Origin of the sequence: Microbispora sitophila (genome assembly GCF_014892245.1) — a bacterium.
Classification (GTDB): domain Bacteria; phylum Actinomycetota; class Actinomycetes; order Streptosporangiales; family Streptosporangiaceae; genus Microbispora; species Microbispora siamensis.
The window spans coordinates 113918-140115 of sequence record NZ_JADBGC010000015.1 but is presented as its reverse complement, the minus strand read 5'-3'; the positions used below and the strand labels follow the sequence as shown (position 1 = coordinate 140115).

Genomic DNA, 26198 nt, shown 5'->3' with positions numbered 1-26198 from the left:
CCAGGGGATCGAGGGGGCGGCGGTGACGGAACAGGTCACGACCGGGACGCTGGTCACGACCGGGACGGACGTGACCCGGATGCGGGAGCTCAACGCGCTCGGCATCGTCCGGGCGCTGCGGGGCAACCCGCCGTCCACCGTCACCGAGCTGGCCACCCGCACCGGACTGTCCAGGCCGGGCACGGACGTCATCGTGCAGGGCCTGGTCGCCGACGGCTGGCTCACCGTCGTGGAGCCCGACGGCAGCAGCGTCGTCGGGCGCCCCGCCCGCCGCTACCGGTTCAACGCAGGCGCCGGGCACGTGATCGGCGTCGACGTCGGCGCGCACAAGGTGCTGGCCATGCTCGCCGACCTCGACGGCTCCGTCATGTGGACCACCCGGCTGCCGGTCGATCCCGGCGCCGACCCGGCGGCGCGGCTCGCCGTCGCCGACGCGGCCGTCGACGAGTGCCTGGCCGCGTCCGGCCTGCGCCCGGAGGACATCTGGGGAATCACCGTCGGGGTGACCGGGCCGGTCGACGCCAGCGGCCGCACCACACTGTTCACACCGCTGCCCGGCTGGGCCAGCGTCAACCCGGCCGAGCACCTGGCCGCCCGCTTCTCCTGCCCCATCCAGGTGGAGAACGACTGCAAACTGGCCGCGCTCGCCGAGCGCTGGCAGGGGGCGGCCCGCGACGCCGACGACATCGTCTACCTGCTGGCGGGCATGCGCACCGGCGCCGGACTGATCATCGACGGCACCCTGCGCCGCGGCTACGGCGGCGCGGCCGGCGAGATCGGCGCGCTGCGCGCCGTCCGCTGGCTCACCGCGCCCTCCCACCTGGAGAACTGCGCCAGCCTGCCCGCCGGCATCGACACCGACGACGCGGCCGCCTGGGTGTTCAACGCCGCCCGCTCCGGAGACAAGGCGGCCAGGACCGCCGTCCGCCGCTACACCCGCGACCTCGCCGTCGGCACCGCCGCCCTGGTCCTCACCCTCGACCCGCAGGTCGTCGTCCTCGGCGGCGGCTTCTCCCGCTCCGCCGACCTCATCCTCGGCCCGCTGGCCCGCGAACTCGGCCGCACCTGCCTGCGCGTCCCCGAGATCCGCGCCTCCACCCTCGGCGCCGAGAGCGTCGCCCTGGGCGCGCTGCGCCTGGCCCTCGACGAGGTGGACGCCCGCCTGTTCGGCATGGGCCTGCCCGCGCCGGTCGCCCCGCGCGCCTGACCGGGCAGGGTGACCATGCCGGGCGACCATGCCGGGCGACCGGGCGGCCTTTCCCGGTCAGCCCACCCGCCGGGCGATCGTGACGCCGTCGCGCACCGGCAGCATCACCGACTCCACCCGGCTGTCCCGCGCGATCGTCTCGTTCAGGCGGCGTACGGCCACCTGCGCGTCGCCCTGGAAGGCCGGGTCGAACACGCGCCCGCCCTGGAACACGTTGTCGAGCACCACCAGGCCGCCGGGGCTCAGCCGCGTGACCACCTCCTCGTAGTAGTCCGGGTAGCTCTCCTTGTCGGCGTCGATGAAGGCGAACCCGACGACCGGCTCGGCCGGAAGCGCGCGCAGCGTCTCCAGCGCCGGCCCGATCCGCAGGTCGATGCGGTCGGCCACCCCCGCGCGCTCCCAGTAGTTCCTGGCGATCGACGTCCACTCCCTGCTCACGTCGCACGCCAGCAGCCGCCCGTCCGGCGGCAGCCCGCGGGCGATGCAGATGGAGGAGTAGCCGGTGAACACCCCCACCTCCAGGGCCAGGCGGGCGCCCGACATGCGCGCCAGCATCGTCAGCAGGGCGCCCTCGTCGTGCGAGACCTGCATCCCGGCCGCGCCGCCCGTCTCCTCCCGCGTCCTGACCACCAGATCCCGCAGCACCTCGTCCACCGGAGAGCAGTGCGTGAGCAGGTAGTCGTCCACGACGGGGGACAGGGTCCACGCCGCGTCACCCCCGACCGGCGGCGACCAGTCGACCACGAGCTCCTCCTGGGTGGCGAACCGCAGCAGGTGACGGGTGACCACGTCCCGCACGCCCTGCAGGTCCTCCTCGACGGCCGCGGTAGCGATCATCTCGAACCCGCCGGCGCACGGCCGCAGCACGCAACGCCCGGACCGCAGCTCGATCACCGCCCGGCCGTCGCCGCCGAGCACGGTCTCCACCTTGTGGCCCATGTGCGACACGAGCTGCCTGATGTAGCGCTCGGGCCTGTCGGTGACGACGTACGCCGTCGAATGAGGCATCGGCTTCCTCCATCTGACACATCAAGCGTCGAGACTTTTCGACGCTTCCGGCGCGGCGATTCTGCTGGCCCGCTCACCCGTTTGTCAAAGCGTCGACCATCCTCGACACTTTCTCCCGTGACCGACGAGACGACGACGGGGGAGCGCCCTGCCACACCCCCGCACGACCCCGACCTACTGGAGCTACGTACCCCCGCCCAGTTCAAGGCTCTCGGCCACCCCGTCCGTCACCGCATCGTCAACCTGCTCCGCCAGCGCCCCGCGACACTGGGGGAACTGGCCGCGGCACTGCGGGCCGCCAAGGGCACCATCGCCTACCACGTCCGCGTCCTGCGCGAAGCCGGCATCGTCTGCCTCGCCGGCACCCGGCACGTACGCGGCGGCACCGAACAGACCCTCGCCCTGGTCAGCCGGGGCTTCCGGCTGCACGAAGAGGCCGCGGCCGGCCCCGACTTCCTCGTCAGGGCCGCCCTCGCCGAGATGCTTCCCGCCCGGCCCGGCCAGGCCGAACAGACCCTGCTGAACCACCTCTGGCTCACCCAGCAGGAGGCCCACGCGCTCATCGCCCGTCTCCGCGACCTCCTGCCCCCTCCCGGCCGCACCCCACCCCCCGGCGGCGAGCCGTACGGGCTGCTGCTCTCGCTCTACCCCGCCGACATCCCCACCCTGCCGCCCTGCCCCTCCGACGAAAGCGCCGCCAGGAACAGCGCCTCATGACGCGCGATGTGCGCGCTGTCGGTGAGATACAGCAGATCGTGCCCCTCCGCCACATGAGCGGCGAACGCCTCATGACCCGCCGCGGCCTCCGCACGCATATGGGCGACCAGATGCCCCAGCCGGGCCCGCGCCGTCTCCGCCAGCACCTGCCGGTCCGCCGCGCCGAGCCGGTAGGCGTCGGCGAACACGCGCAGCCGCCGCGCCTGCTCCTCCACCCCGGGAGCGCTCCCGTCACGGCCGGGATCATGCAACGGCACGAACCGGTAGGCGGCGTAGGCCACATCCCACACCCGCGGCCCCGGATGCGCGGTGTCGAAGTCGATGAACGCCACCGGCCGCCCCTCCCGGAAGACGCAGTTGTACGGCGCCACGTCACCATGGCACACGACCTCGGCCGGAGCACGCGGCGGAAAGTACCACTCGGCGCCCTCCGGAGGCGTGAAGCCCACCGTCGCGTCGTGGTAGTCACTCAGCAACGCCCCCACACCCGCCAGCGCCTCATCCGCCATCGCGTACGGCGGCAGGGGATAGTCCGGCACCTCACCCGGGAGGAAATCCAGCACCTCCCGCCCCTCGCCGTCACACCCGTGAGCCCTCGGCGCGCCCTCGAACCCCGCCGCCGCCAGATGATCCAGCAAAGCGTGCACCGCCGGCGTCCACCGGCGGGCGGGCCGGCGCACCGTACCGCCGACGCGTACGACACGGTTGACCCCGCCCCCGGTCAGCTCCTCCTCGTCGTACGCGGGGTCGCCCCCCACCACCGCGCAGGAACCGCCCCTGACACGCCGCGCGTACGCGGCGACATCGAAGTCTTCCCTCGGGTAGGGGAGCGGCCCATCCTGCTCGCGCCCCTCCTGCCCACACCCCTGAGGATGGTGCCGGTCGAGCTCCGCCATGCCGTGATCGTACGAGACCCGGCGCGGGGAAATCCCGTTGCACGGCCACGGGAGCGGCGGCGACACTCCCGAGATGACCGATCATCTCCCCCCGGACGGACGCGCCGGAATCGACGCGGCACTGGTGAAGCGACTGATCGCGGACCAGTTCCCGCAGTGGCGCGACCTGCCCGTGACACCGGTCCAGGTCGACGGCTGGGACAACCGCACCTACCGCCTCGGCGAGAAGATGACGGTCAGGCTCCCGACCGCCGCCGGCTACGCACCGGCCGTGGACAAGGAACATCGGTGGCTGCCGGTCCTCGCACCGTCGTTGCCTGTCGCCGTGCCCGAGCCACTGGCCAAGGGCACGCCGGGGGCGGGATATCCGTTCGAGTGGTCCGTCCGCAGGTGGCTGGAGGGCGAGACCGCCTCCGCCGGCCGCATCGACGACCTGCCCGCGTTCGCCGTCGCCGTGGCCGAATTCCTCCTCGCCCTGCAGAGTGCCGACGCGACGGACGGGCCGCGGGCCGGTGCGCACAGCTTCTATCGCGGCGCGTCCCCGGCCCACTACGACGACGAGACCCGCCGCACCCTCGCCGCGCTCGACGGCCGTGTCGATACCGCGCGGGCCACGGCCGTCTGGGACGCCGCGCTGGAGGCGACCTGGCAGGGCACGCCGGTATGGTTCCACGGCGACGTCGCGAGCGGAAACCTGCTGGTCAGGGAGGGGCGGCTGACCGCCGTCATCGACTTCGGAACCTCGGGCGTGGGCGACCCCGCATGCGATCTGGTCATCGCGTGGACGATGTTCGCGGGGGAGAGCAGGAAGGCCTTCCGCGCGGCCGTACGCCAGGACCCGGCCACCTGGGCCCGGGCCAGGGGATGGGCGTTGTGGAAGGCGTTGATCGTCCTCGCCGGGGTCGTCGACACGGACGGGGCGCAGGCCGCCGACCAGCTCCGTGTGATCGACGAGGTCCTGGCCGACCACGACGCCTGACCGGTGCGCGGCTCCCACGGGGACGTCGCAGCGGGAGGATGAGGTATGACCCCGGCACGAAACCCACGGCCATGACGAGCCGGGAGGTCGCCGTCCTCGTCGGGCTGCAGGCATCGGGCAAGACCACCTTCTACCTGCAGCGCCTGGCGGCGACGCACGCCCACGTCAGCAAGGACAACTGGCCGAACGCCCGCCACCGGCAGCGACGCCAGATCCGGGTCATCGCCGAGACGCTGGGGGAGGGGCGGAACGTGGCCGTGGACAACACCAACCCCTCCCCGGAGGAGTGGGGCCCGATCATCGTCGCAGCCAAGGAACACGGTGCCCGGGTCGTGGCCTACTGGTTCCCTCCCGACCTTCCCGCCTCCCTGGACCGCAACGCGCGGCGACCCGGCCGTGCGCGGGTGCCCGAGATCGGCATCCACGCCACGATGAAACGCCTCCGCCGCCCCCGGCTGTCGGACGGATTCGACGCGGTCCACACGGTGACCTTCGACGACCAGGGCGGCTTCACCGTACGAGACCAGGACACGGGCCCTGACGATCACGAGGTAGGGAGGTAGGGCGGGGCCACACCCCAACCCCACCGGGGGACGGGAGCCTGCTGCGGCGGTCGGGCACCGGGCTGGGAGTTGGCGAAGGCGAGCCGCGTGCCCCACTCGATGTAACTCGCGAAGGCGGCGCGGAACTCGGGGTCTGCCGGCAGGCCGACCACGTCGGCGGCGTCCATGAGGAGATCGACCCAGCGGCGGCGCTGAGGTTCGGTGATCGCCTTACCGAGGTGCTGCACGAGCATGTGGTGGTAGCCGCCCCGCTCGTCGCTGTAGCGGGACGGACCCCCGAAGACCTCCGCCAGCCACATCGCGACGTACCTGGGGTGTCCCGGGTCCATGTGGGCGAAGAGGGGGCCGATCAGGTCGTCCTTGAGAACCTGCTCGTAGAACGTCTCGGTGAGCCGCTCGAACGCCTCGGTGCCGCCCGCCCAGTCGTACAGGCTCGGGACCGAGGAGCCGGCGCCACGCACGGCGGTGCGCCCGTAGTGCCGCATCTCCTCGATCTGCCGGACGTACGGTTCGATCGCGGAGAAGAACGCCCCGAAGTGCTCGCCACCACGGAAACCCTGCAGGTGATCCTCGGCCGAGGTCCACGTGATGCGCAGGATGTACCACTCGGGCTCGTCGACGCATCGGGACAACTCGTAGTCCACGCACTGCGGCGCGGCCGCCAAGGGCACCGCGGCGCGTTCGTAGGCGGCTTCGAACTCTTCCGCGTCCTGCTGGTCGATGCGGTAACGGATGTACTCGACGATCATGTGAGCACCACCCCAGGGGCCGCACCATCGGAAAATAAGATCACGATTCATTGTAATAATGTAATTCCCCTTACGAAGCCGCAGGCCGACGACGCCGACCAGCCCGGCCCCGCTACACGTGACCGCTCACGCGGAGTCGGCACGATCAGCGCGGATCAGCTCAAGGAAGGCTGTGGCCGCCGGGGACGGCCGGTTGTCCCAGATCAGGTGCTCCACCCGCGTGGGAGCATCGCGAAGACGAATGACACGCAGATCAGGAAATCGCGGCGCGTACGCGGCAGGCAGCATGCCCACCCCGAGGCCCTGCCGTACCAGATCGACCATGAGGTCGGCGGACGACACCTCGAAGGGCACCTCACGTCGCACCCCCGCTGCCGCGAAGGCCTCGTCCGACTGTGCTCGACCGGCAGCACCGACGCGGAAGTCGATGAACGGTTCGTCCGCCAGGCTCCGCAGGTCCACCTCGTTCTCCGCCCGGTGGTAATCAGGCGCGACCACGGCGACCAGATCGCCTCCGCCGAGGCGGCGACTCTGGACGCCCTTGGGTTCCGTGCGCGGAGGCAGGCCGAGGAACGCGACGTCGACACCGCCCTGCCGAACCCGCTCGATCAGCTCTCCACTGCCCGCCGCGACAAGCGTGATATGCACCCGCGGATAGCGCCGCCGATAGTCCCTCAAGGCGACCGGCACATCGACCGCCGCCACCGTCGGGATGGTGCCGACGGCAAGCCGCCCGCGAATCTCCCCGGCGGCGGCCGCCACCTCGGCCCGCGCGCGGTCCGCCGCCTCCAGACACTCCCGCGCCGCGGCGAGGAACGCCTCTCCGGCCGGCGTCAGCCGTACACGCCGGCTGGTCCGCTCGAACAACCGCGCGCCCAGCTCCCGCTCCAGAACAGCGATCTGATGACTGAGCGCCGACTGCACCACACGGCAGCGCTCGGCCGCCCGGGTGAAGTTCCTGGTCTCCGCGACCGCGACGACATACCTCAGCTGCTGCAGCTCCACCCAACCATAGTGAACCACGATCGATATCGATGAAAAGTATGCGTTGGACTCATCGATCGGTCGTCGCGCACCCTTGACGTCGGCGGCCACCGGGCTCTCGGCCGCCGATGACTACCTCCCCGACGCCGGGCGGCCAGGTGCTGCCGACCTGCGGACGATCAACCATCAGAAAGAACGAAATGGTCACCTACGACACACACCCGCATGCGGCCTTGAGATCATGGCTGGGCGTCGCGGCCATCACCGCCAGCCTCTTCGTCTTCCTCACGACCGAGCTGATGCCCGTCGGCCTGCTTACTCCGGTAAGCGCAAGCCTGCGCATATCCGTGGGCACCGCCGGGCTGATGGTCACCCTGTACGGCGTGTCAGCCGGGCTCGGCGTCCCCTTCATCGTGGCATGGACCAGGCGCGTCAACCGGCGCGTCCTGCTGTCCGCGCTCCTGGTGATACTGACCCTGGGAAACACGATCACCGCCATCTCGCCGAACTATCCGCTGGTCCTGACGACACGGCTCATCATGGGCTTCGCCAGCGGCGTGTTCTGGGCCATAGGCGTGAGCATGGCGATGCGCCTCGTTCCGGAACGCCACGCGAGCAGGGCGGCCGCGATCGTGATGTCCGGCATCTCGATCGCCGCGGTCGTGGGCATACCACTGGGAACAGTCCTGGAAAGCCTCACCAGCTGGCGAACCACGTTCCTGATCTGGGCCGGCCTCGGTGCGCTGGTGTTCCTCGCGGTCGTCGCCGTCATTCCATCGCTGCCGTCGACGAACGCGGTCTCGGTGCGGGAAGTCTTCGGGCTCACGCTGAAGAACGCGCCGCTACGACTGGTGCTGCTCACCGTCGTGCTCTTCGTGCTCGGCCATTTCGGCGCGTACACATTCGTACGCCCTTACCTGGAGCAAAGCGCATCCGCCACGCCCTTCTTCATCACCGTGGCGCTGATGGTCTACGGCGCAGGAGGCGCGGCCGGGAACTTCATCGCCGGATACACAGTGAACAGAAATCTGAGGGGCAGCTTCATCGTCGGCTGCGTGGGACTCGTGACGTCCCTGCTGTCGCTGCTCACGATCGCTCACGGCCACGCCGGAACAATCGTCACGCTGATTCTCTGGGGCGTTTCCTTCGGCGTCGTCCAGCTCTCCCAGGTCAACATGACGCAAGCCGCCGCACCCGACACCTTCGAAGCCGCGATGTCGCTCAACACCATGGCATACAACACGTCCATCGCCATCGGGGCACTTGTCGGCGGACTGTTCGCCGATCACCTGGGCGTCACAAGTGTCGTCTGGTTCGGTGTGGCGCTGACAGCGGCCTCACTGCTCCTCGCGGCTCGACCAGCATCGGAACGAAAAGTCGCGCTCGGCGTCCGCCCGGGTTGACGCGATGCGATCGACGGCATCCGGGCCGCGCTCGAGTCCCGGCCGGCCGAGCTGGAGAAGTCAGCTCAGCGAGGCCGCCTTACGCAGCAGCACTGAGCGTTCGCGCTGGTTGGCACACAGCCGGGCCGCCAGCTCCAGCTCGGCGTGCGCTTCCGCTCGCCGTCCGAGTCGGGCCAGCAGCTCACCGCGTACGGTCGGGACCAGATGCGAACCGGGGAGCCGGTCCGAGGCGATCAGCTCGTCCACGATGACCAGGGCTTGCGCCGGGCCCGAGGCCATGGCAACGGCGACGGCCCGGTTGAGCTCGACCACCGGCGAGGGCGCGACCCGGCCGAGCGCCTCGTAGAGCACCACGATCCGGTCCCAGTCGGTCGCCTCTACCGAGGGCGCCGACGCGTGGGTGGCGGCGATCGCGGCCTGCAGGCCGTAGGGGCCGAGGCCGCGAGTGGATGCCTTGGCCAGCGCGGCCAGCCCACGGCGGATCGCCGAGAAGTCCCACAGCCGCCGGTCCTGCTCGTCGAGCAGAACCGGTGAACCGTCCGGGCCGGTCCGGGCCGGGAAACGCGCGGCCGTCAGCTCGCACAACGCCAGCAGGCCGTGCACCTCCGGCTCGTCCGGCTGCAGCGCGGCCAGCGTGCGGGCCAGCCGGATCGCCTCGTACGCGACATCGGGGCGCAGCAGCCGGTCGCCCGACGTGGCCGTCGACCCCTCGGTGAAGATCACATAGAGGACGCTGAGCACGCCGCCCAGCCGCTCCCGGCGCTCGGCGGCCGGCGGCAGCTCGAACGGCACCCCGGCCGCCGCGATCGTCTTCTTGCCCCGGGTGATGCGGGCCTGCACGGTCGGCACGGGTACGAGGAACGCGCGGGCGATCTCCTCGCTGGACAGGCCGCCGACCACGCGCAGAGTCAGCGCCACCCGGGCCTCGGGGGAGAGCACCGGGTGGCAGCTGACGAACATCAGCGCCAGCACGTCGTCATCGATCTTGTCGGGATCGATTTCCTCGTCAACCGCCGAGCCGGTCGCCAAGTCCGCCGCCAGCAGGGCGTATCGGTCCTGGAGGGCGGTCCGGCGGCGGATCGCGTCGATCGCCCGCCGCCGGGCCGTGGCCATCAGCCAGCCGGCCGGATTCGCCGGAGAGGCGAGCGGCCACGACACCAGCGCCTCGGCCACCGCCTCCTGGGCCGCGTCCTCGGCCAGCCCGAAATCGCCGGTGAACCGGGTCAGCGCGGCGACGATCCGCGCCGACTCGATCCGCCAGACGGCCTCGACATCGGCCGTACCCATCAGATCTGTCCGTCGCTCTCGCGCCCGGCCCAGTCCTTGCTGATCACTTGCCGACCTGCGGGACCTCGTCGCTCCCGGGCACCCGCCGGACCTCGATCTTGGCCCCGGGGGCCGCCGGGACCCGCTTGGCCCACTCGACCGCCTCCTGTTTCGAGGCGACGTCGAGCAGGAAGAAGCCCCCGAACAGTTCCTTGGTCTCCCCGTACGGCCCGTCCGTGACCACCGGGGCCTCGCCGCTGAAGTCGACCACAACGCCCTGGCCCGGATCGTCCAGCCCTTCCGCCGCCAGGAGAACGCCGGCCTTGACCATCTCCTCGATGAACCGGCGGGTCGTGGCCATCATCTCGTCGATGTTGGCCATCATGGCCGCGTTCGACTCGTCGGTGCCTCGCATGATCAGCAGGTACTTCGGCATCGCGTTCTCCTCGTCCGGCGGGGCCGCCTCTCGGCCCTCGCACCCACACGTCGAACGAGCGGCCCGCGGATCGACACGGCCCCGGAAAAAATCTCTCGCCGCGACGCAGCCGATCCCTCCGACCCGCGTATCGCCCGTCCAGAGCGGCCCCTGAGCGACGGCCGACGCGGACGCCTTGCTGATCAGAGAGCTTATCGTCGCATCTTCGGAAGGCGGCGACCTCACAGATTCGGGGAAAAGCATTCGGAACGCGCTCAGTGACTTCTTTCGATCCAGTCGGTGAGGCGGCGCAGGAACGTCATGGCGACGCGGGGTGGGTCCTGCGCCATCACGCTCGCGTGAAACGCGTGCGGCATGCCCTCGTACAGGTCGAGGGTCACGTTGACACCGGCGGCCGAGGCGGCTGCGGCGAAGCGACGGGTGTCATCCAACAGCACCTCAGCGGTCCCGGCCACGAGCAGGAGCGGAGGCAGGCCGCGCAGATCGCCGTGCAATGGAGACTGAGGAGCCTGATCGGCGCGAGCCCCGGCCAGATACTGGGCGATCACGTGTTCTGCGATACGGCGATTGATCACATCCCGGCCGTCGTTGGTGTCCAGGGACCGGCCGGACAGGGTCAGGTCGGTGAGCGGGGAGATCGCGACGGCCGCGCCGGGCAGGGGATCGCCCGCTTGTCTGAGCGCCAGCAGCGCCGACAGGACGAGCGTGCCGCCCGACGACTCGCCGCACACGATGATGCGATCGGCGGGAACGCCTTGCAGGAGCAGGCTCCGGTAGACGGCGACGACGTCGTCCAAGGCGGCAGGGTACGGATGGGCGGGGGCCAGACGCTGGTCCACCCTGAACGCCGGACGCCGGGTGGCCTGGGACAGGCGGCACGCCATGAGAGGCTCCAGCACCGGCTGGGTGTGCTCGAAGCCACCCCCGTGCACGTACAGCGTGACACCGTCCGCGGTGGCCGAGCCTGCGGCGGCGCTGACCCACTGTCCCGGTACGCCTCCGGTATGAGCGAGTGCGGGCGTCACGTCGGCGGCGAGCGCCGGAGCGCGGGTGACCAGCGCCCGGATCGTGGCCATCACGGCAGCGTGGTCGTCGGAGGTGGCGGGGACGCGCGTGACGTTCAGATGATTCTCGTGCCGGGGCGGTAGTGCGTTCAACAGGGGGACCAGGTGCCGTTCCTCATAGGAGAGATGGTTTTCGATCCGCTCGATGAGCCGGTCCACCTCGGTCAGCAGGCCGGCCGGTCCCTCCGAGAGCAGCCGCCGCAGGTCGTCGAGGAGGCGGGCCAGGACGGTGTGCTCGGCGTGCAGACGATCGAGGACCACGTCGAGCTCGGGATGGCGGTCACGCAGGTACGGAAACAACTGGTTGCTTTCCGCGGTGTGGTGGTGGTGCAGCCCGCCGCACACGGCCAGGCAGTTGACGCGCAGCTGCGCGCCCACACGCGGGCCCGCGGTGGCGGCTTCGGCGCGGATCAGAGCCAGTTCCCGCCGGAAGGCGTCGTGAAGCGCCTTCAGCACCTCGCCTTCCGGCAGGTCAGGGAAGGAACCGGAGCGCGGAGTCAACGCGACGACGGGCAGGACACGGCCGGACTTCGCCTGATAGTCGGCCCAACCGGAGTCGGCCTCCACAGCACGGGCGAAGAGCCGCTCACGTTCCTCGCCTTCCAGAACGGCGGCCTCGGCCTCGATCGTGAAGACGCCGCTCTCTACGGTGACGTGAGGGTTGGCACGCAGATTGTGATACCAGGCCGGGTGGTGCGGCGCACCGCCGGCCGAGGCGATGACCAGCATGCGGCCCCCCTCGTCATGCAGGTAGCCGAGGGGGACGGTGTGGCGGACCCCCGAGCGGGCACCGATGGTGGTCAGGAGGAGCAGCCTGGCTCCCTCGAAAGGGCCGCCTACTTTTCCGCGGTTCGCGCGGAATTCCTGAATGACCTGCTGGTTGAAGTCGTACGGCATTCTCTGCTTTCTGGTTTCGGGCATGGCGAATCGACCGCCTCGCCGCATGAGGGCCGGCGGTTGCGAAGGAATGGCGAAAACGCGCGGCAGTAAAGGAGCGGCGTGGCGGTGATTTCGCCGATGCCGCAGGCCGCGCCGATACGCGGTAAGGAGAATTCCGAATCAGGAGGTCAGAGATACGGCGGGCCTCGCGCCCGCCCGGCCCTCACGCCGGGGCCGGGTGCCTCACTCGCTTGTGGCCCATGGCCGACCCGGCAGTCACGGTTTTCACGTTATCGTCACCTCAAGAATGTGGCAACACCACATCTGTGCCTATTCGTGACGTGATGGGGGCGAGCCCTGCCTCACGAGATCCGTGATAATGTCGCCGTCACTGCGCATCGCTGCGAACTGAGGAGGTGAGACCGATCAACGCTGTGGCAGGTCGGGGCTCCCTCCCTCACATGGCCTAGGGGAGTGCCCGCAGAAGGCATCCCGAAAGGCGTACATCGCATTGCGCTTCATCTCTGAGACGTCATCCGACGACGTCCGCGAACAACTCTTCACCCTCGACGAGATCCCCGGCGCGCTCTGGACGCCGGAAGGCGCCGTCGGCGCTCGGCCCCTCATCCTGATGGGACACGGCGGCGGCCGGCACAAGAAGGCCCCCGACGTCGTGACCCGTGCGCGCCGCTTCGTGGCCGAGTGTGGTTTCGCGGTGGCGGCGGTGGACGTGCCCGGCCACGGCGACCGGCCGAAGGACGAGAGGTACGACAAGATCGCGACCGAGAATCAGGCGCGCGTGGCGGCAGGGGAGGAGCCGGCTCCGCTGATCGCCGGTTTCCAGGCGCTCGTGGCCCGCCAGACCGTCCCGGAGTGGCGGGCGGTGCTGAAGGCGCTCCAGCGACTCGAGCACGTCGGCGCCGGCCCGGTGGGCTACTGGGGTGTGTCGTTGGGGTGCGGTCTCGGCGTCCCTTTCGTCGCCGCCGAGCCCCGGGTCCGCGCGGCGGTGCTGGGGCTGGGCGGGGTGCCGGCATCGGCCGAGACCGCCGCGCGGATCACCGTCCCGGTGGAGTTCCTGCTGCAGTGGGACGACGAGCGGGTGCCGCGAGCCCAGGGCTTGGCGCTGTTCGACGCCTTGGCCTCGACCGAGAAGACCCTGCACGCCAACCCCGGCAAACACGGGGAGATCCCCGAGTTCGAGACCGACAGCTCGCTACGGTTCTTCGAACGGCACCTCGGTTAGGACCACATGGGACATCGCCGGGGAGAGATTGGACGGTATTACCTATACCGGACAGAATTCGCCTTCTGTCCGGTATAGGACTGAATAGGAGTCTTTGGCCCGCAGGGAGCCCTTTCTCGTACCAGAGGAGGGGCGAGAGCGTTCTCGTTCGGCGATGTGGGCGCCCAGAAGGAAAATCTCGGGATCCGGGTGTCGATAACGCGGCACCGGCTCCGTCTCAGGTACGCCAGTGGCCACGACGGGCCGTGCGACAAAGGAGGATCACCATGACGATTCAGCGGATGGACAACGTCGGCATTGTCGTCGACGACCTTGAGGCCGCCATTGCGTTCTTCGTAGAACTCGGCATGGAGCTGGAGGGTAAGGCGCTGATCGAGGGGCCTTGGGCGGCACGTCTCGTCGGGCTCGACGACCAACGAGTCGACATCGCGATGATGCGGACCCCGGACGGCCACGGGCGGATCGAGCTGGCGAAGTACCACGCGCCGACGGCGATCAGCGGCGTGCCGGAGGACGCCCCGGCGAACACGCTGGGCATTCGCCGCATCATGTTCGCCGTCGACGACATCGACGACGTCATCGCCCGCCTGCGCACCCACGGCGCCGAACTCGTCGGCGAGGTGGTGCAGTACGAGGACGCCTACCGGCTCTGCTACATCCGCGGCCCCGAGGGCATCGTCGTCGCGCTGGCCGAGCAGATCGGCTGACGACCTCGTCGCGGCAACAGCGCAGAGATTGGTGTCATGTGCACCTCGAAGGGCGTTCCGAAACTCCAGGCCATCCGCCCTTCGAACCCCCTTCCGGCGTTGCTCGATAATGAACATTATGTCAAGTAACCCAACGTGGCTCGCTCCTCCCGCAGGTCCGTACCCTCGGGTCGTCATGGAGGCTGTGCCATTTTCGTTCAGCGGGATCCGTTTGCCGCGGGGCGTGACGGGTTTCGCGGATGCCCGAGCCGAGCGCCCGGCGGCGATGGACTGGCGGGCTTTCGTGTCGCTGTGCCACGAGGCGGCGCGGCTCACCCGCCGCCGGGTCGTGGACATGACGCCGCGGAATGTCACGCCGAATTTCCACGTGGCCGTGCTGAGCGGCGGGCCGCTCGACGTGGCGGTGCTGGGCCACGGGGATCTGCCGATCATCGCACTCGCACGGGTTCCGGTGACCATTCCCGTGATCTTCGCGGACGACGACGCCGCTCTCGCGCAGTGCCTGCGGCACCGGCCGTCGGTACGCCTGCTGACCAGACGTGAGCTGGACACTCCCCTGTGTTCGTACGACGTGTCGGATCTTGACAAGGCGGAGCTCCGGCAGATCGCCTACTGGCGGCCCGAGACCCTCGGCCAGCTGCTGTTCCACCACTGGGACTGAGAGCGGTCGTGTCTGCCCTCGCCCGGCCGGGACAGGCCGGGCTGGTCGCGCTGCTCCTGCTCGCCCTGGCCGGCGTTGCGCGGCCTACGCCGTCGGTTACAGACAGCGACCACTCCCCTCTCCCCCGCAGATCAGCCGCTCGCGCCCGCGTGCGTGAGCCGCGGCTCAGCGGGTGACGGTGGTCTCCCGCTCCATGTGTGACAGCTTCTCGGGGTTGCGTACGGCGTAGAGCGCGGTGATGAGGCCGTCGTCGATGCGCAGAGTGATGACGGTGTCGATGTCGCCGTCGATCCGGACGATCAGTGCCGGGTGGCCGTTGACCTGTGCCGGCTGCAGCGACATCCCCGGGGTGATCCTGCTCAGCACGTAGGCCACCTGGTCGGCTCCCACGAGAGGTGCCAGCGCGGCCTGCTTGAGTCCGCCACCGTCTGCCAGGAGGACGACGTCGGGGGCGAGGATGTCGAGCAGGCGTTGCAGGTCGCCGGTTTCGACCGCCTGTTGGAAGGCCTGGAGGGCGTCGCGGGTCTCGGCTGGGGAGACGGTCTCGCGGGGGCGCCGGGCGGCGACGTGTGAGCGGGCGCGGTGGGCGATCTGGCGGACCGCGGCCTGGCTTTTGCCGACGGCTTCGGCGATCTCGTCGTAGTCCAGGTCGAACACCTCGCGCAGCACGAACACCGCCCGCTCGGTTGGGGTGAGCGTCTCCAGCACCAGCAGCATCGCCATCGAGACGCTGTCGGCCAGCTCGACGTCCTCGGCCACGTCGGGTGTGGTCAGCAGCGGCTCGGGCAGCCACGGCCCGACGTAGGACTCCTTGCGGCGGCCGAGCGTGCGGAGCCGTTTCAGCGCCTGGCGGGTGACGATCCGCACCAGATAGGCACGCTGATCCCGCACGGTGTCGAGGTCGACGCCCGCCCAGAGCAGCCAGGTCTCCTGCAGGACGTCCTCGGCGTCGGCGACCGAGCCGAGCATCTCGTAGGCGACGGTGAACAGCAGGTTGCGGTGGGCGACGAACGCTTCCGTGGCCGGATTCGTGGTGGAGTCCATCCGGCCGCCGCCGGCGAGCGGCTCGGTCGCGTCCATGTGTCTGTCGCTCATTCGCCGTTTCCTGTCTGTTGGTTCTCGACCGTGCTGTGCATACGATCCCGGTCCCCATCGCTTTGTGACACCCACAGCCGGTGACGCACGTCACACGATCCCGCTGTCACAAGGGCCGGGCCGCCGGGATCTCTTGCTCGTCAGGACGCCGCGCCGGCGATCGGCGCGGTACGCGACGTCACGAGTGAGGACCCCTTCATGGAACCCCGTATCGACCTGATGGCCAACGAGCTCGGCGCAAGGATCGCCAAGCGGATCTATAACGTCGCCCTGGCGATCCAGCAGTCGCCGCTCCCCCGGGCCACCCAGGACCTGGTGATGCTGCGCGCCAGTCAGATCAACGGCTGCGGTTTCTGCGTCGATTACCACACCAAGGACGCCGCGGCCGCCGGAGAGCGCGCGGTCCGGCTCCACCTGGTGGCCGCCTGGCGCGAGTCCACCGTGTTCACCGAGGCCGAGCAGGCCGCGCTGGCGCTCACCGAGGAGGGCACCCGGATCGCCGACGCCCATCGCGGTGTGTCCGACGAGACCTGGGCCGGGGTGCGCGAGCACTACGACGACGACCAGATCGTCGCGCTGGTCTCCCTGATCGCCATGATCAACGCCAACAACCGGCTCAACGTGATCGTGCGTAACCCTGGGGGCTCCTACGAGCCCGGCATGTTCGCCGGCATGGCGAACTGAGAGGAATGTCATGAACTCAGCGCTTGAAATCCTTCGCCGTGACTTCGGCGGCGACATCGTCGAACCGGGAGCACCGGGGTACGCATCGGCCAGTCGCTCGGTAGTGGCCTCGGGCAGTCCGGCCTGTGTTCTACGGCCCAGGAGCGTCGGGGACGTGCAAGCAGGTGTCAGATTCGCCGCCGACACAGGGCTTGCGCTGTCGGTGCGAGGCGGCGGCCACGCCTTCGCCGGCTTCGGCACCAACGACGACGGCGTCGTGATCGACCTCAGCGGGCTCGCGAACGTCGAGATCATCGACAAGGAGCGTCATCTCGTACGGATCGGCGGCGGCGCCACCTGGGGCCAGGTCGCCGCCGTCCTGGCCCCGCATGGGCTGGCGATCTCTTCGGGCGACACCAAGAGCGTCGGTGTCGGCGGGCTGACGTTGTCCGGCGGCATCGGCTGGAAGGTCAGGAGGTACGGACTCGCGTTGGACAGCGTGGTCGCGGCCGAGGTGGTCACCGCGGACGGGCAGGTCGTGCGTGCCGGTGCGGAGGAGAACCCCGAGCTGTTCTGGGCGATTCGCGGTGGCGGGGGCAATTTCGGCATCGTGACCGCCTTCACGTTCGCGGCCCACCCGACGACGGACGTCTTCTTCGGCAGGGTCGCCTTCCCGGCGTCGGAGGCGGCCGCCGTGCTCCAGGGGTGGGCGGAACACCTCCGCACCGCCCCGGAGGAACTCACCTCCATCGCGAACCTCGCCAATCCGTTCGCCGGCGGCCCCCAGGCGCCGATCGAGATCCAGGTCGCCTTCGACGGCGATGACCCGCGGCTCGCGGCCCAGGCCGTCGATCCGATCCGCCGGCTCGGCACGGTGATCGGCGACGATGTCGCGTTGAAACCCTACGCCGACACGCTCGTGGACGGCGCCATCGCGCCGCCGGGCATTCACCTGGTCACTCGAAGCGCGTTCGTCGGCAAGGAGTCGGTGCCCGAGGTCCTTCGGATCCTTGCCGAGGCCGGGGCGGCGGAGGGGACGCCGTTCATCGCCGTTCGCAGCGTCGGCGGCGCGGTATCCCGAGTCCCCCAGGACGCCACCGCGTACGCGCATCGCCAGGCGGAGTTGATGGTGGTGACCACCGTCGCGGGGCCGATGCCGGTCATCCAGGCCGCTCGGCCCGGTCTGGAGACGATCTGGAGCAGGCTCGCGCCTCACGTCGACGGTGCCTACGCCAACTTCCTCGCTTCCGCCACCGAGGAGGATGTCGCCGCCGTCTATCCGGCGCGGACCTACCGGCGGCTCGCGGCGGTGAAGCGCCAGTGGGACCCCGGCAATCTGTTCGCCCGCAATCACAACGTGCGGCCTGCGTAGGTCGTGCGGACCGGCGAAGCCGTCCGAGGCGCCCGGCCGGTGACGTCGTCCCCGGACCGGGCGCGGGGCGTTGGATTCCGGGGCCGCGGTGGTCAGGAGGTGGTGTCGGGCAGGCAGACGGTGACGGCCTGGGGCACGACTTTGACCGTGATGCGCTTGACCCGGTCGCGGGCTCCCCCGTCCAGTTCGTACGCCATGGGGGTGCGGAGCTTGACCGATACCTTCCTGGCGCGGGTGATGCGGACGAAGGGGGATTTCTCGGCGTTGCCTGCGCTCATGCGACCGAGGGTGCGGGCCCATTGGATGGGGCCTTCGGCGGTGGAGACGCCGACTTCGAGCCAGCCGTCGTCGTAGCGGGCGTCTTCGAAGACGTCGATTCCGCCGGTGACGGTGCCGACGTTGCCGACGAGTACGCAGCTGGCGTCGCCTTCGAACCAGTCGTTGCCGTCGATTGTGATGGTCATGGGGGTGACGGCGCCGCCGACGTGGCGCAGGCCGGTCCAGATGTAGGCGAATCGGCCGAGGCGGTCCTTGAGGCCGCGGTCGGCGTCGGCGATCATCTCGGCGTCGAAGCCGACGCCTGCCATGACCGCGAAGTGCTCGCCGTTGATCTTGCCGAGGTCGAGTTTGGCGCGGCGGCCCTCGAAGCCGATCCGTACGGCCTCGGGGAGGTCTTCGGGGATGCCGAGGTTGCGGGCGAGGAGGTTGGCGGTCCCGGCGGGGATGATGGCGACGGTGGCGTCGCTGCCGGCGAGGGCGTCGACGCAGCGTTGCACGGTGCCGTCGCCGCCCCAGAGGAAGAACAGCTCCGCGCCGTCCTTGAGTGCCTGGCGGACCTTCTTGGGGGCCTTTTTGCTCTTGGGGACCTCATACCAGAGCAGGTCGTCGACGTCGTAGCCCGTGATGAGCTTGCGGAGCTCGTCGAGGCCGCCGCCGACGGTCTTCTTGCGGTGCGCGATGACGGCGACGCGGGGGGCCGGGGTTCGGGGGGTGGCAGGCGCGGCGGTGGCGGGCTCTGCCGGGGCGGCGGCCTCGTCCGTGGGCGGCCGGTCAGCGGATTTCACCATGCACGGCGGCTACCCGGATGGCGGCCGGTTAGGCGTCGGGGAGGGTGTAGTCGAGGAGGTAGTGGTGGCCGTCCTCCGCGCGGATGGTGCCTTCGCCGGTGAGGCCGGCCAGTTCGCCGGTGCCGCTGGTGGGGACGATCTGCCATTTCATCCACTGTTCGCCGTTGTGGCTGGCGGCGCTGTGCTGGAGTGCGAAGGTGCCCTTGCGGCCGTGGAGGGTGCCTTCGAAGTGTTCGACGCCGACGTAGGCGGCGGGGCCTTCGGGGGTGACGACGGTGAGGATCTCGGTGGTGCTGGTGCCGACGAGGTCGCCGTGGAAGGTCTTGGCGATGTGGTTGCGGCCGAAGGTGGCGCCTTCCTTGTCCTCGGTGGCCAGGTCGGTCCAGTTGGTGATGTCGAAGGTGCCGGTGGCGTGTCCGTTCATGTGTCCAGCGTGCCCCGTGTTCCTGTCATCCTCTGTCAGGTATGGCGGTGTCTGCTGGGTGAGGGGAAGGAGAAAGTTAGGCGAATGCCGTGAAGCCGGCCACTTTGCAGCCGTTCATGACAGATGATCGGAGGCATGGGTTTTCCCCGACCGGCCGTCCCGGTCCTCGCCGGCCGGTTTGTCCAGGCCCGGCCGGCGCGATGCTGATCTCTCCCTTCCCTTCGCAGGAGGGCCGCAGGACCGCGTACAAGGTGTTCGGGTCGGCCGCGACCGCCCCGCGCCGGGCGCGCGCGTTCGTACGGTGCCAGTTGCGGGGGTGGGAGCTCGCGGATCTGGCCGAGACGGCGGAGCTGGTGGTCTCCGAGCTGGTGACGAACGCGGTGCGGGCGACGGACGCCGTGGTCAGCCCGCCGGTGGCCTCGTCGATGTTCCCGGTGGCCCTGCGTACGGTGGCGTTGCGGGTCCGGGTGGGGCCGGGGCGGCGCAGCCTGTTCATCGAGGTGTGGGACGTCAGCGACCGTGAGCCGGTGCCGCGTGGTGAGGTGGGGGGCGAGCTGGGCGAGAGCGGCCGGGGGCTCGTGCTGGTGGGCAGCCTGGCCCGGCGCTGGGGCCACTATTCGGCGCCGGATCGGGGCAAGATCGTGTGGTGTGAGCTGGCCATCTCGCCGGCGGAGGGGGCGCGTCCATCGGGGGCGGGTGTTCCGGCCGCCGGTCCCGGACCGCGCGGGCGGCCGGGGGCGTCGGCGGCGGCGCTGCCGCGGCGGGTGCGGCGGCATCCGGTGGGCGCACGGGCGGACGGCCCGGACGAGGCGACGTTGCTGCGGGTGCTGGAGGGCCTGCGGGCGCTGGACGTGTCGGGCCCGGACCGATGAGCCGGCCCGGCCGAGGATGCTCGGTGGGTCAGGGGACGACGGTGACCGGCCAGCGGCCGGCGCGGACCAGGCGGAGCGCGACCGAGCCGATGAAGCGGTGGCCGGCCTGTGTGGAGGCTCCCACCACGACCGCGTCCGCCCTGATCTCATCGGCGATCTTGGCGAGGACGCCGGCGGCGTCGCCGTACTCGGTGCGGAAGGTGTAGTCGACCCGCGAGTGGGTGGTCTGGGCGAAGCGCTCCACTTGTGCGCGTAGGTCGGCGGCGATCTCCTCCCCCGCTTCGATCACCGAGGCCGACGCGGCCGGCATCATCGTGCTGATCGTTCCGGGATTGGTGACGTAGACGAGGACGACGTGCGAGCCCTGGCGGCGGGCGAGCCCCCAGGCGTACGCGGCGGCGCGCAGGGAGGTCTCCGAGCCGTCGATGCCGACGAGGATCACTCGCGGGCCGTCGGTGCCCAGCTCGAACGTGTTCACGCAAGTCAGCGTACGGCCACCGGGGGGCGTCCGGACACGGGCCCCGGGCCGGGGGCGGGGCTTGCCGGGCCAGGTGGCGGTGTGAGGTCTTCTGCGGGGCCGCCGGGGAGGCGGGGCGAGGCCCGGTCGGGGGGCGCGGATAACCTGTTGCGGAAATGTCGGGGCCGTTGGTTAAGGTCTCGGATCGTGGCTGATCAACCTCTGATCTACGCGCGCGGCCTGGTCAAACGCTTCGGGGAGTTCACCGCCGTCGACGGGATCGACCTTGAGGTGGCGCCGGGAGAGGCGTTCGGTTTCCTCGGGCCCAACGGGGCCGGCAAGTCCTCGACCATGCGGATGATCGGGTGCGTGTCCACGCCGACCGCCGGGGAGCTGCGGATCCTGGGCATGGACGCGGTGCACGACGGGCCGAGGATCCGCGCGCGTCTGGGGGTGTGTCCTCAGCTCGACAATCTCGATCCCGACCTGACGGTGCGGGAGAACCTGGTGACATACGCTCGTTATTTCGGGTTGTCGCGGGCGGAGAGCCGCAGGCGGGCCGACGAGTTGCTGGAGTTCGTGCAGCTCGGCGATCGTGCGGGCGGGAAGGTGGAGCCGCTGTCGGGCGGCATGAAGCGGCGGCTGACGATCGCGCGGGCGATGGTGAACGAGCCTGATCTCGTGCTGCTCGACGAGCCGACGACGGGGCTGGACCCGCAGGCCCGCCACCTGTTGTGGGAGCGGCTGTTCCGGCTCAAGCAGCGGGGCACGACGCTGGTGCTGACGACGCACTATATGGACGAGGCCGAGCAGTTGTGCGACCGGCTGGTCGTGATGGACGGCGGCAGGATCGTGGCGGAGGGGTCGCCGAGGTCGTTGATCGAGACCTATTCGACGGCCGAGGTGGTCGAGTTGCGTTTCCCCGGCATGCCCGAGGCGGGGTCGCGGTACGCGGCGGCGCTGGAGGGGGTGGGCAAGCGGGTCGATCCGCTGCCCGACCGGGTGCTGGTCTACGTGGACGACGGCGACGCCGCGCTGAACGAGATCCAGCGGCGCGGGCTGGAGCCGTCGAGCGTGCTGGTGCGGAGGTCGACGCTGGAGGATGTGTTCCTCCACCTGACGGGCCGGACGTTGGTGGACTGAGATGGCTGTGACCCACGCGGTGCATCCGACGATCGCGGTGCTGGAGCGGCACCTGACCCTCTACCGGCGGTTGTGGCAGGCGTCGGTGTTCTCCTCGTTCGTGCTGCCGGTGTTGTTCCTGCTGAGCATCGGCATCGGCGTGGGGGGTTATGTCGGAAGGGTGCAGGGGGTCGATTACCTGTCGTGGATCGTGCCGGGCGTGCTGGCGTCGACGGCCTTCCAGATCGCGGTGGGCGAGTCGACCTACGCGGTGCTGGGTGACTTCAAGTGGGTCCGGGCCTATCACGCGATGCGGGCGACGCCGGTGGGGCCGGCGGACATGGTCCGGGGTCATCTGCTCTACCTGGTCTTCCGGGTGACGATCGCGGTCGTGGCCTTCCTGGTCGTGGTGGTGTTCTTCGGCGGGCTGCATTCGCCGTGGGCGCTGGTCACTCCGCTGGTGTGCGCGGTGCTGACGGTGTCGGTGGCGGCGCCGGTGACGGCGTTCGCCGCCACGATCGACCACGACAGTTATTTCTCGCTGCTGTTCCGGTTCGTGGTGATCCCTTCGACGTTGTTCGCGGGGGTGTTCTTCCCGGTCGAGCAGCTCACGGCGGTGCTGCGTCCGCTGGCGTACGCCTCGCCGCTGTGGCATGCGGTGGAGCTGTGCCGGGCGGCGACGCTCGGCACGGCTCCGGCCTGGCCGGTTCCGGTGCATGCCGGATATCTGCTGGTGTGGGCGGTGGCGGGTCTTTTCCTGGCGGTGCGGGCGTTCCGCCGGAAGCTGGAGGACTGATGGTGACGACGCTGGTGGCGTCCCGGCTCTCCCCCGGCCGGGTGGGCGCCGTCATCGGCCGCAACGTGGGGGCGCTGCGCTCCGGGCCGTCGTACTGGATCGTCCTGCTGTCGGGCTTCTTCGAGCCGCTGCTGTATCTGCTGTCGATCGGTGTCGGCGTCGGCGCGCTGATCGGTGCGCTGACGGTGGACGGGCGGACCATGTCGTACGCGTCGTTCGTCGCGCCGGCGATGCTCGCGGTGTCGGCGATGTCGGGGGCGTTGGCCGAGACGACGTTCAACTTCTTTTTCAAGTTGAAATACATGAAGACGTTCGAGGCGGTGCTGGCGACGCCGGTGCGGCCTATCGAGATCGCGGTGGGCGAGCTGGTCTGGTCGATCGTCCGGGGTTCGCTCTACACCGCGATCTTCCTGGTCGTGATGGTGGCGATGGGGCTGACGGAGCCCGGCTGGGCGCTGGCCGCGTTCCCGGCGACCGCGCTGGTGGGGCTGGCCTTCGGCGGGCTGGGGATGGCCGTCAGCACGCTGATGCGCGGCTGGCAGGACTTCGACCTGATGGGCACCGGGCAGTTCGCGTTGTTCCTGTTCTCCGGGACGTTCTCCCCCGTGCAGGACTATCCGGTCGGGGTCGAGGTGTTGATCCAGCTCACGCCGCTCTATCACGCGGTGGAGCTGGTGCGCGGCCTGTGCATGGGCGTGCTGGGGTGGGGGCTGCTGGGGCATGCGGCCTACCTGGTCGTGCTGGCCGGGGCGGGGGTCTGGTTCGCCTCCCGGCGCCTGAGCCGGGTCCTGTGCGACTGACTGTGTGACTGACGGCGCGACCGACCCTCACCCGCGCCGGCGTCTCGGCGCTCAGGCGGGAGACGAATCGATCTGTACGCGGTCGCTGTCGTCGTCCGACAGGAACGACGCCAGTGACCGCCCCTCCTCGGCCACGGCGGCGCGGTCTGATCGGGACAGGCGGCGCAGCGGGGTGACGATCACGGTGCCGGCCGTGGCGGTCCAGGTCGCCGCGACCCGGCCGTCCACCAGGACGACGCGGGTGCCGGTGACCGACAGGCCGCGGTGGGCGTCGTCGACGATGCGGCTGCGGTCGTGGTAGCCGAGAAGCGCGTTGTCGAACGCCGGCAGGAACCTCACGGGCGCGGGGGTGTCCGGGTCGGGACGCGGTGCGTCGGGCAGGTCCAGCAGTTGCCGGCCCCGTTCGTCGCGGAAGGTGACGAGTTCTTCGCGTAGGGCTTCGACCGCGGCGGGCAGCCCGGCCAGACCGCACCAGGCGCGCAGGTCGGCGGACGCGGCGGGCCCGTAGGCGGTCAGATAGCGGCGCACCAGAGCTTGGCCGGCCTCGTCGGGGCCGTCCGGAGGGAGCGGGGTGACGTCGCGTCCCAGCCATGTGGCGAGGGGCACGTTGCGTACCCCTGCCTTGGTGCGCCACAGTCCGCGCGGGGGCAGCTGGGCCATCGGGATGAGCGCGGCGACGAGCAGCTCACCCAGCGCCCGGCGCGGCGGCGCGGGCCAGCGGTCGGTGAGCGCGTCGACGAGTTCGGCCATCGTGCGGGGCCGGCCGTCGGCCATGACCTCCCTGCCGGCCGCCGCCACCTCATCGGGATCGAGTCCGGCCAGTTCACGGCGGTAGGTGGTCAGCACCCGCCCGCGCAGCATGGTGTCGTGCCGGGCACGCCAGGCCAGTGCGTCGTCGGCGGTGACGAGGTGGACGGTGCGGCGCATCAGGTGGGTGCGCACCACGTCCCGTCCGGTCAGCAGGCCGTCCAAGGCCGCGGGGTGGAAGGCTCGCACCCGCGACCACAGCCCGACGAACGGCTCCTGCGGTTCCTGTGCCTGCAGGCCGCACAGGTGCGCGACGACGTCGAGGACCGGTGCGTCGGCACGGGCGAGCAGGAACTGACGGGCGAGCGTGGCGCGGTTGAGGGCGCGGCTGTCGAGGACCGTCATGGTGTCAGGCCGCGGCCCGGTCACCGGCCGGGCGCCTGCGCAGCGCCGGGTGCGTGACGGCCGGCGGGTCGTAGGAGATGTCGAGGGGGCCGACGTCGGTCCCGGGCGGGACGATCTCGTCGATCTTGTCGAGGATGTCGTCGCCGAGCGTGACGGCGGCGCCCGCCAGCAGGTCATCGAGCTGTTCCATGGTGCGGGGGCCGATGATGGCTGCGCTGATGTCGGGGTGGGTGGTGGCGAAGGCCATCGCCATGTGGGCCAGGGACATGCCGGCTTCTTCGGCCACGGTGATGAGCTGTTCGACGGCGTCGAGCTTGCGCTCGTCGGTCAGGTGCTTGGGCACCCAGTGCATCCTGGCGTTCTCCTCCCGGGGGGCGCCCTTGCGGTAGCGGCCGCTCAGCAGGCCCGACGACAGCGGGCCCCATACCAGCACGCCCAGGCCGTAGCGCCGGCAGACGGGCAGGACCTCTCGTTCGATCCCGCGGTTGAGAATGGAGTACGTCGGCTGCTCGGTGCGCAGCCGGTGCAGAGCGCGCCGCTCGGCCACCCACTGCGCCTCGACGATCTCCGAGGGTGGCAGGTTCGAGGAGCCGATGGCGCGGACCTTGCCGCTGCGCACCAGATCGGTCAGCGCGGACAGGGTCTCCTCGATGTCGGTGCGGGGGTCGGGGTGATGGATCTGGTAGAGGTCGATGTAGTCGGTCTGCAGGCGCCGCAGCGAGTGCTCGACCTCGGCGGTGATCCAGCGACGTGAGCTGCCGTGGCGGTTGGGACCGTCGCCCATCCGGCCGTTGACCTTGGTGGCCAGCACGACGTCGTCACGCCGGCCTTTGAGGGCCTTGCCGACGATCACCTCGGTTTCGCTGTAGCCGTACACGTCGGCGGTGTCGACGAAGTTGATGCCGGCGTCCAGCGCCCGGTGGGTCATGCGGACGCAGTCGTCGTGGTCGGGGTTGCCGACTGGGCCGAACATCATGGTGCCCAGGCAGTAGGCACTGACCTCGATGCCGGTTCGCCCCAGCTCGCGCATTCTCACAGTGGTCCGATTCCTCTTCGATTCGGGGGCGGGAAGGGAGAGGGGTGCGGCGGGCAGGCGGATGTCCGCCGCACCCCTCCGTGGGGTCAGCCGTTGTAGGGGGCCGCGACGTCCAGGACCCAGACGACGCCGAAGCGGTCCTTGACCATGCCGTAGAGCGGCGCCCACTGCGCGGGGCCCAGCGGCTGCACGATGGTCGCGCCGACGGCCAGCTTGCCCCAGAGGGCGGTGATCTCGTCGGTGTCCTCGCCGCGTACGGAGACGAAGACGGCGTTCTCGCCCGGGTTCCACGGAGTGTGGGAGGGCACGTCGTAGGCCATGACGTGGAAGCCGTTGCCCGCGACCACCTGGCCCCACATCACCCAGTCCGCCTCGTCCGGGTTCTGCACGTTGCCCGCGTCCTTGTAGGTGACGGCGACGACGTCTCCGCCGAAGACGGAGTGATAGAAGTCGAGCGCTGCGCGGGCGTCGCCGCGGAAGTTCAGGTGGGTCGTGGTGGTGATGGACATGATGACTCCCAGCATTCGATCACTCGGACAAGCGCCGGACGAGCTCGCGTCGGAAGCGGCCGGGCGTGCGC

General features: G+C 70.3%; 27 protein-coding genes and 1 pseudogene. 14 read left to right on the top strand and 14 right to left on the bottom strand.

Annotation, left to right across the window (positions count from 1 at the left end; translation table 11 throughout):
* Positions 1–22: 22 nt before the first annotated feature.
* Positions 23–1207, top strand: coding sequence for an ROK family transcriptional regulator (locus IL992_RS27005; RefSeq protein ID WP_319018848.1), 1185 nt, complete (start codon positions 23–25; stop codon positions 1205–1207).
* A 57-nt stretch (positions 1208–1264) separates the two neighbouring features.
* Here the strand turns inward: IL992_RS27005 and IL992_RS27000 are convergent, their stop codons facing one another.
* Positions 1265–2215, bottom strand: a complete 951-nt coding sequence (locus tag IL992_RS27000; RefSeq protein ID WP_319018847.1) for a DUF2218 domain-containing protein — start codon at positions 2213–2215, stop codon at positions 1265–1267.
* A gap of 117 nt (positions 2216–2332) precedes the next feature.
* On the opposite strand from IL992_RS27000, the gene IL992_RS26995 reads away from it, so the two are divergent.
* Positions 2333–2932, top strand: coding sequence for an ArsR/SmtB family transcription factor (locus tag IL992_RS26995; RefSeq protein WP_193206174.1), 600 nt, complete (start codon positions 2333–2335; stop codon positions 2930–2932).
* Here IL992_RS26995 and IL992_RS26990 read toward each other — a convergent pair.
* A complete protein-coding gene (locus IL992_RS26990; protein WP_193206173.1) occupies positions 2860–3828 on the bottom strand; it encodes a phosphotransferase enzyme family protein in 969 nt (322 codons plus the stop codon). The genes IL992_RS26995 and IL992_RS26990 overlap by 73 nt on opposite strands.
* Positions 3829–3901: 73 nt before the next feature.
* Between IL992_RS26990 and IL992_RS26985 the strand changes: the two genes are divergently transcribed.
* On the top strand, positions 3902–4807 hold the full coding sequence (locus IL992_RS26985) for an aminoglycoside phosphotransferase family protein (protein WP_193206172.1): 906 nt from the start codon (positions 3902–3904) through the stop codon (positions 4805–4807).
* Positions 4808–4878: 71 nt separating this feature from the next.
* On the top strand, positions 4879–5370 hold the full coding sequence (locus tag IL992_RS26980; RefSeq protein WP_193206171.1) for an ATP-binding protein: 492 nt from the start codon (positions 4879–4881) through the stop codon (positions 5368–5370).
* Here IL992_RS26980 and IL992_RS26975 read toward each other — a convergent pair.
* Complete coding sequence (locus IL992_RS26975) at positions 5352–6119, bottom strand: group II truncated hemoglobin (RefSeq protein ID WP_193206170.1); 768 nt, start codon at positions 6117–6119, stop codon at positions 5352–5354. The genes IL992_RS26980 and IL992_RS26975 overlap by 19 nt on opposite strands.
* A 126-nt stretch (positions 6120–6245) precedes the next feature.
* A complete protein-coding gene (locus IL992_RS26970) occupies positions 6246–7214 on the bottom strand; it encodes a LysR family transcriptional regulator (RefSeq protein ID WP_319018846.1) in 969 nt (322 codons plus the stop codon).
* A gap of 89 nt (positions 7215–7303) precedes the next feature.
* Here IL992_RS26970 and IL992_RS26965 point away from each other — a divergent pair, with 89 nt between their 5' ends.
* Positions 7304–8506 (top strand): MFS transporter, encoded by a 1203-nt coding sequence (locus tag IL992_RS26965; RefSeq protein WP_193206169.1) that lies wholly within the window; start codon positions 7304–7306, stop codon positions 8504–8506.
* 60 nt (positions 8507–8566) lie between these two features.
* On the opposite strand, the gene IL992_RS26960 is transcribed toward IL992_RS26965, so the two are convergent.
* The 3 genes and pseudogenes from IL992_RS26960 to IL992_RS46550 all read right to left on the bottom strand — a co-directional run bounded on the left by IL992_RS26960 (position 8567) and on the right by IL992_RS46550 (position 12193).
* The gene (locus tag IL992_RS26960; RefSeq protein WP_193206168.1) at positions 8567–9793 is read right to left on the bottom strand and encodes an RNA polymerase sigma factor; all 1227 of its coding nucleotides are present in this window, start codon (positions 9791–9793) and stop codon (positions 8567–8569) included.
* A pseudogene (locus tag IL992_RS26955) lies at positions 9793–10208 on the bottom strand (YciI family protein). Before IL992_RS26955 ends, IL992_RS26960 begins: the two are co-directional and overlap by 1 nt.
* Before the next feature lie 254 nt (positions 10209–10462).
* The gene (locus IL992_RS46550; protein WP_226873835.1) at positions 10463–12193 is read right to left on the bottom strand and encodes a nitroreductase/quinone reductase family protein; all 1731 of its coding nucleotides are present in this window, start codon (positions 12191–12193) and stop codon (positions 10463–10465) included.
* A 469-nt stretch (positions 12194–12662) separates the two neighbouring features.
* Here IL992_RS46550 and IL992_RS26940 point away from each other — a divergent pair, with 469 nt between their 5' ends.
* The 3 genes from IL992_RS26940 (at position 12663) to IL992_RS26930 (ending at position 14762) form a co-directional block, all read left to right on the top strand.
* Positions 12663–13394, top strand: coding sequence for a dienelactone hydrolase family protein (locus IL992_RS26940; protein WP_193206166.1), 732 nt, complete (start codon positions 12663–12665; stop codon positions 13392–13394).
* 281 nt (positions 13395–13675) lie between these two features.
* Positions 13676–14101 (top strand): VOC family protein, encoded by a 426-nt coding sequence (locus IL992_RS26935; RefSeq protein ID WP_226873872.1) that lies wholly within the window; start codon positions 13676–13678, stop codon positions 14099–14101.
* A 223-nt stretch (positions 14102–14324) separates the two neighbouring features.
* The gene (locus IL992_RS26930) at positions 14325–14762 is read left to right on the top strand and encodes a hypothetical protein (RefSeq protein ID WP_193206164.1); all 438 of its coding nucleotides are present in this window, start codon (positions 14325–14327) and stop codon (positions 14760–14762) included.
* A 165-nt stretch (positions 14763–14927) separates the two neighbouring features.
* Here IL992_RS26930 and IL992_RS26925 read toward each other — a convergent pair whose 3' ends face one another.
* Positions 14928–15857: an RNA polymerase sigma-70 factor gene (locus IL992_RS26925; RefSeq protein WP_404804790.1), complete on the bottom strand. Its 930-nt coding sequence runs from the start codon at positions 15855–15857 to the stop codon at positions 14928–14930.
* Positions 15858–16055: 198 nt separating this feature from the next.
* On the opposite strand from IL992_RS26925, the gene IL992_RS26920 reads away from it, so the two are divergent.
* Both IL992_RS26920 and IL992_RS26915 read left to right on the top strand, forming a co-directional pair.
* Complete coding sequence (locus IL992_RS26920; protein ID WP_193206163.1) at positions 16056–16541, top strand: carboxymuconolactone decarboxylase family protein; 486 nt, start codon at positions 16056–16058, stop codon at positions 16539–16541.
* 10 nt (positions 16542–16551) lie between these two features.
* Positions 16552–17892 (top strand): FAD-binding oxidoreductase, encoded by a 1341-nt coding sequence (locus IL992_RS26915; protein WP_193206162.1) that lies wholly within the window; start codon positions 16552–16554, stop codon positions 17890–17892.
* A gap of 92 nt (positions 17893–17984) precedes the next feature.
* Here the strand turns inward: IL992_RS26915 and IL992_RS26910 are convergent, their stop codons facing one another.
* On the bottom strand, positions 17985–18959 hold the full coding sequence (locus IL992_RS26910) for a diacylglycerol/lipid kinase family protein (RefSeq protein WP_193206161.1): 975 nt from the start codon (positions 18957–18959) through the stop codon (positions 17985–17987).
* A gap of 28 nt (positions 18960–18987) precedes the next feature.
* Positions 18988–19383: a DUF3224 domain-containing protein gene (locus IL992_RS26905; protein WP_193206159.1), complete on the bottom strand. Its 396-nt coding sequence runs from the start codon at positions 19381–19383 to the stop codon at positions 18988–18990.
* A 200-nt stretch (positions 19384–19583) separates the two neighbouring features.
* Between IL992_RS26905 and IL992_RS47820 the strand changes: the two genes are divergently transcribed.
* Positions 19584–20255 carry an ATP-binding protein gene (locus IL992_RS47820; RefSeq protein WP_193206158.1) on the top strand — a complete coding sequence of 224 codons (672 nt, stop codon included), beginning with the start codon at positions 19584–19586 and terminating at the stop codon, positions 20253–20255.
* A gap of 28 nt (positions 20256–20283) precedes the next feature.
* On the opposite strand, the gene IL992_RS26895 is transcribed toward IL992_RS47820, so the two are convergent.
* Complete coding sequence (locus IL992_RS26895) at positions 20284–20733, bottom strand: universal stress protein (protein ID WP_193206156.1); 450 nt, start codon at positions 20731–20733, stop codon at positions 20284–20286.
* A gap of 186 nt (positions 20734–20919) precedes the next feature.
* Between IL992_RS26895 and IL992_RS26890 the strand changes: the two genes are divergently transcribed.
* Genes IL992_RS26890 through IL992_RS26880 form a run of 3 tightly spaced genes read left to right on the top strand, consistent with a single transcriptional unit; the run spans position 20920 to position 23430 of the window.
* A complete protein-coding gene (locus tag IL992_RS26890; protein ID WP_319018845.1) occupies positions 20920–21855 on the top strand; it encodes an ABC transporter ATP-binding protein in 936 nt (311 codons plus the stop codon).
* Between the two features lies 1 nt (position 21856).
* Positions 21857–22630, top strand: a complete 774-nt coding sequence (locus tag IL992_RS26885) for an ABC transporter permease (RefSeq protein WP_193206155.1) — start codon at positions 21857–21859, stop codon at positions 22628–22630.
* Positions 22630–23430, top strand: coding sequence for an ABC transporter permease (locus IL992_RS26880; RefSeq protein WP_193206153.1), 801 nt, complete (start codon positions 22630–22632; stop codon positions 23428–23430). The genes IL992_RS26885 and IL992_RS26880 overlap by 1 nt, the downstream gene beginning before the upstream one ends.
* 51 nt (positions 23431–23481) lie before the next feature.
* Here IL992_RS26880 and IL992_RS26875 read toward each other — a convergent pair whose 3' ends face one another.
* The 3 genes from IL992_RS26875 to IL992_RS26865 all read right to left on the bottom strand — a co-directional run bounded on the left by IL992_RS26875 (position 23482) and on the right by IL992_RS26865 (position 26127).
* Positions 23482–24582: a winged helix DNA-binding domain-containing protein gene (locus tag IL992_RS26875; protein ID WP_193206152.1), complete on the bottom strand. Its 1101-nt coding sequence runs from the start codon at positions 24580–24582 to the stop codon at positions 23482–23484.
* Between the two features lie 4 nt (positions 24583–24586).
* Positions 24587–25612: an aldo/keto reductase gene (locus tag IL992_RS26870; protein WP_226873868.1), complete on the bottom strand. Its 1026-nt coding sequence runs from the start codon at positions 25610–25612 to the stop codon at positions 24587–24589.
* Positions 25613–25704: 92 nt separating this feature from the next.
* Positions 25705–26127 (bottom strand): VOC family protein, encoded by a 423-nt coding sequence (locus IL992_RS26865; protein ID WP_193206150.1) that lies wholly within the window; start codon positions 26125–26127, stop codon positions 25705–25707.
* Positions 26128–26198 lie beyond the last annotated feature (71 nt).

Bases quoted from the DNA above. Each gene is read 5' to 3' on its own strand.
- IL992_RS47820 (WP_193206158.1), top strand. From the start codon at position 19,584: ATGCTGATCTCTCCCTTCCCTTCGCAGGAGGGCCGCAGGACCGCGTAC.
- IL992_RS26975 (WP_193206170.1), bottom strand. From the start codon at position 6,119: ATGATCGTCGAGTACATCCGTTACCGCATCGACCAGCAGGACGCGGAA.
- IL992_RS26910 (WP_193206161.1), bottom strand. From the start codon at position 18,959: ATGGTGAAATCCGCTGACCGGCCGCCCACGGACGAGGCCGCCGCCCCG.
- IL992_RS26885 (WP_193206155.1), top strand. From the start codon at position 21,857: ATGGCTGTGACCCACGCGGTGCATCCGACGATCGCGGTGCTGGAGCGG.
- IL992_RS26925 (WP_404804790.1), bottom strand. From the start codon at position 15,857: ATGAGCGACAGACACATGGACGCGACCGAGCCGCTCGCCGGCGGCGGC.
- IL992_RS26865 (WP_193206150.1), bottom strand. From the start codon at position 26,127: ATGTCCATCACCACCACGACCCACCTGAACTTCCGCGGCGACGCCCGC.
- IL992_RS26935 (WP_226873872.1), top strand. From the start codon at position 13,676: ATGGACAACGTCGGCATTGTCGTCGACGACCTTGAGGCCGCCATTGCG.
- IL992_RS26920 (WP_193206163.1), top strand. From the start codon at position 16,056: ATGGAACCCCGTATCGACCTGATGGCCAACGAGCTCGGCGCAAGGATC.
- IL992_RS26870 (WP_226873868.1), bottom strand. From the start codon at position 25,612: ATGCGCGAGCTGGGGCGAACCGGCATCGAGGTCAGTGCCTACTGCCTG.
- IL992_RS26960 (WP_193206168.1), bottom strand. From the start codon at position 9,793: ATGGGTACGGCCGATGTCGAGGCCGTCTGGCGGATCGAGTCGGCGCGG.
- IL992_RS26980 (WP_193206171.1), top strand. From the start codon at position 4,879: ATGACGAGCCGGGAGGTCGCCGTCCTCGTCGGGCTGCAGGCATCGGGC.
- IL992_RS27000 (WP_319018847.1), bottom strand. From the start codon at position 2,215: ATGCCTCATTCGACGGCGTACGTCGTCACCGACAGGCCCGAGCGCTAC.
- IL992_RS26915 (WP_193206162.1), top strand. From the start codon at position 16,552: ATGAACTCAGCGCTTGAAATCCTTCGCCGTGACTTCGGCGGCGACATC.
- IL992_RS46550 (WP_226873835.1), bottom strand. From the start codon at position 12,193: ATGCCCGAAACCAGAAAGCAGAGAATGCCGTACGACTTCAACCAGCAG.
- IL992_RS26965 (WP_193206169.1), top strand. From the start codon at position 7,304: ATGGTCACCTACGACACACACCCGCATGCGGCCTTGAGATCATGGCTG.
- IL992_RS26990 (WP_193206173.1), bottom strand. From the start codon at position 3,828: ATGGCGGAGCTCGACCGGCACCATCCTCAGGGGTGTGGGCAGGAGGGG.
- IL992_RS26875 (WP_193206152.1), bottom strand. From the start codon at position 24,582: ATGACGGTCCTCGACAGCCGCGCCCTCAACCGCGCCACGCTCGCCCGT.
- IL992_RS26985 (WP_193206172.1), top strand. From the start codon at position 3,902: ATGACCGATCATCTCCCCCCGGACGGACGCGCCGGAATCGACGCGGCA.
- IL992_RS26905 (WP_193206159.1), bottom strand. From the start codon at position 19,383: ATGAACGGACACGCCACCGGCACCTTCGACATCACCAACTGGACCGAC.
- IL992_RS26880 (WP_193206153.1), top strand. From the start codon at position 22,630: ATGGTGACGACGCTGGTGGCGTCCCGGCTCTCCCCCGGCCGGGTGGGC.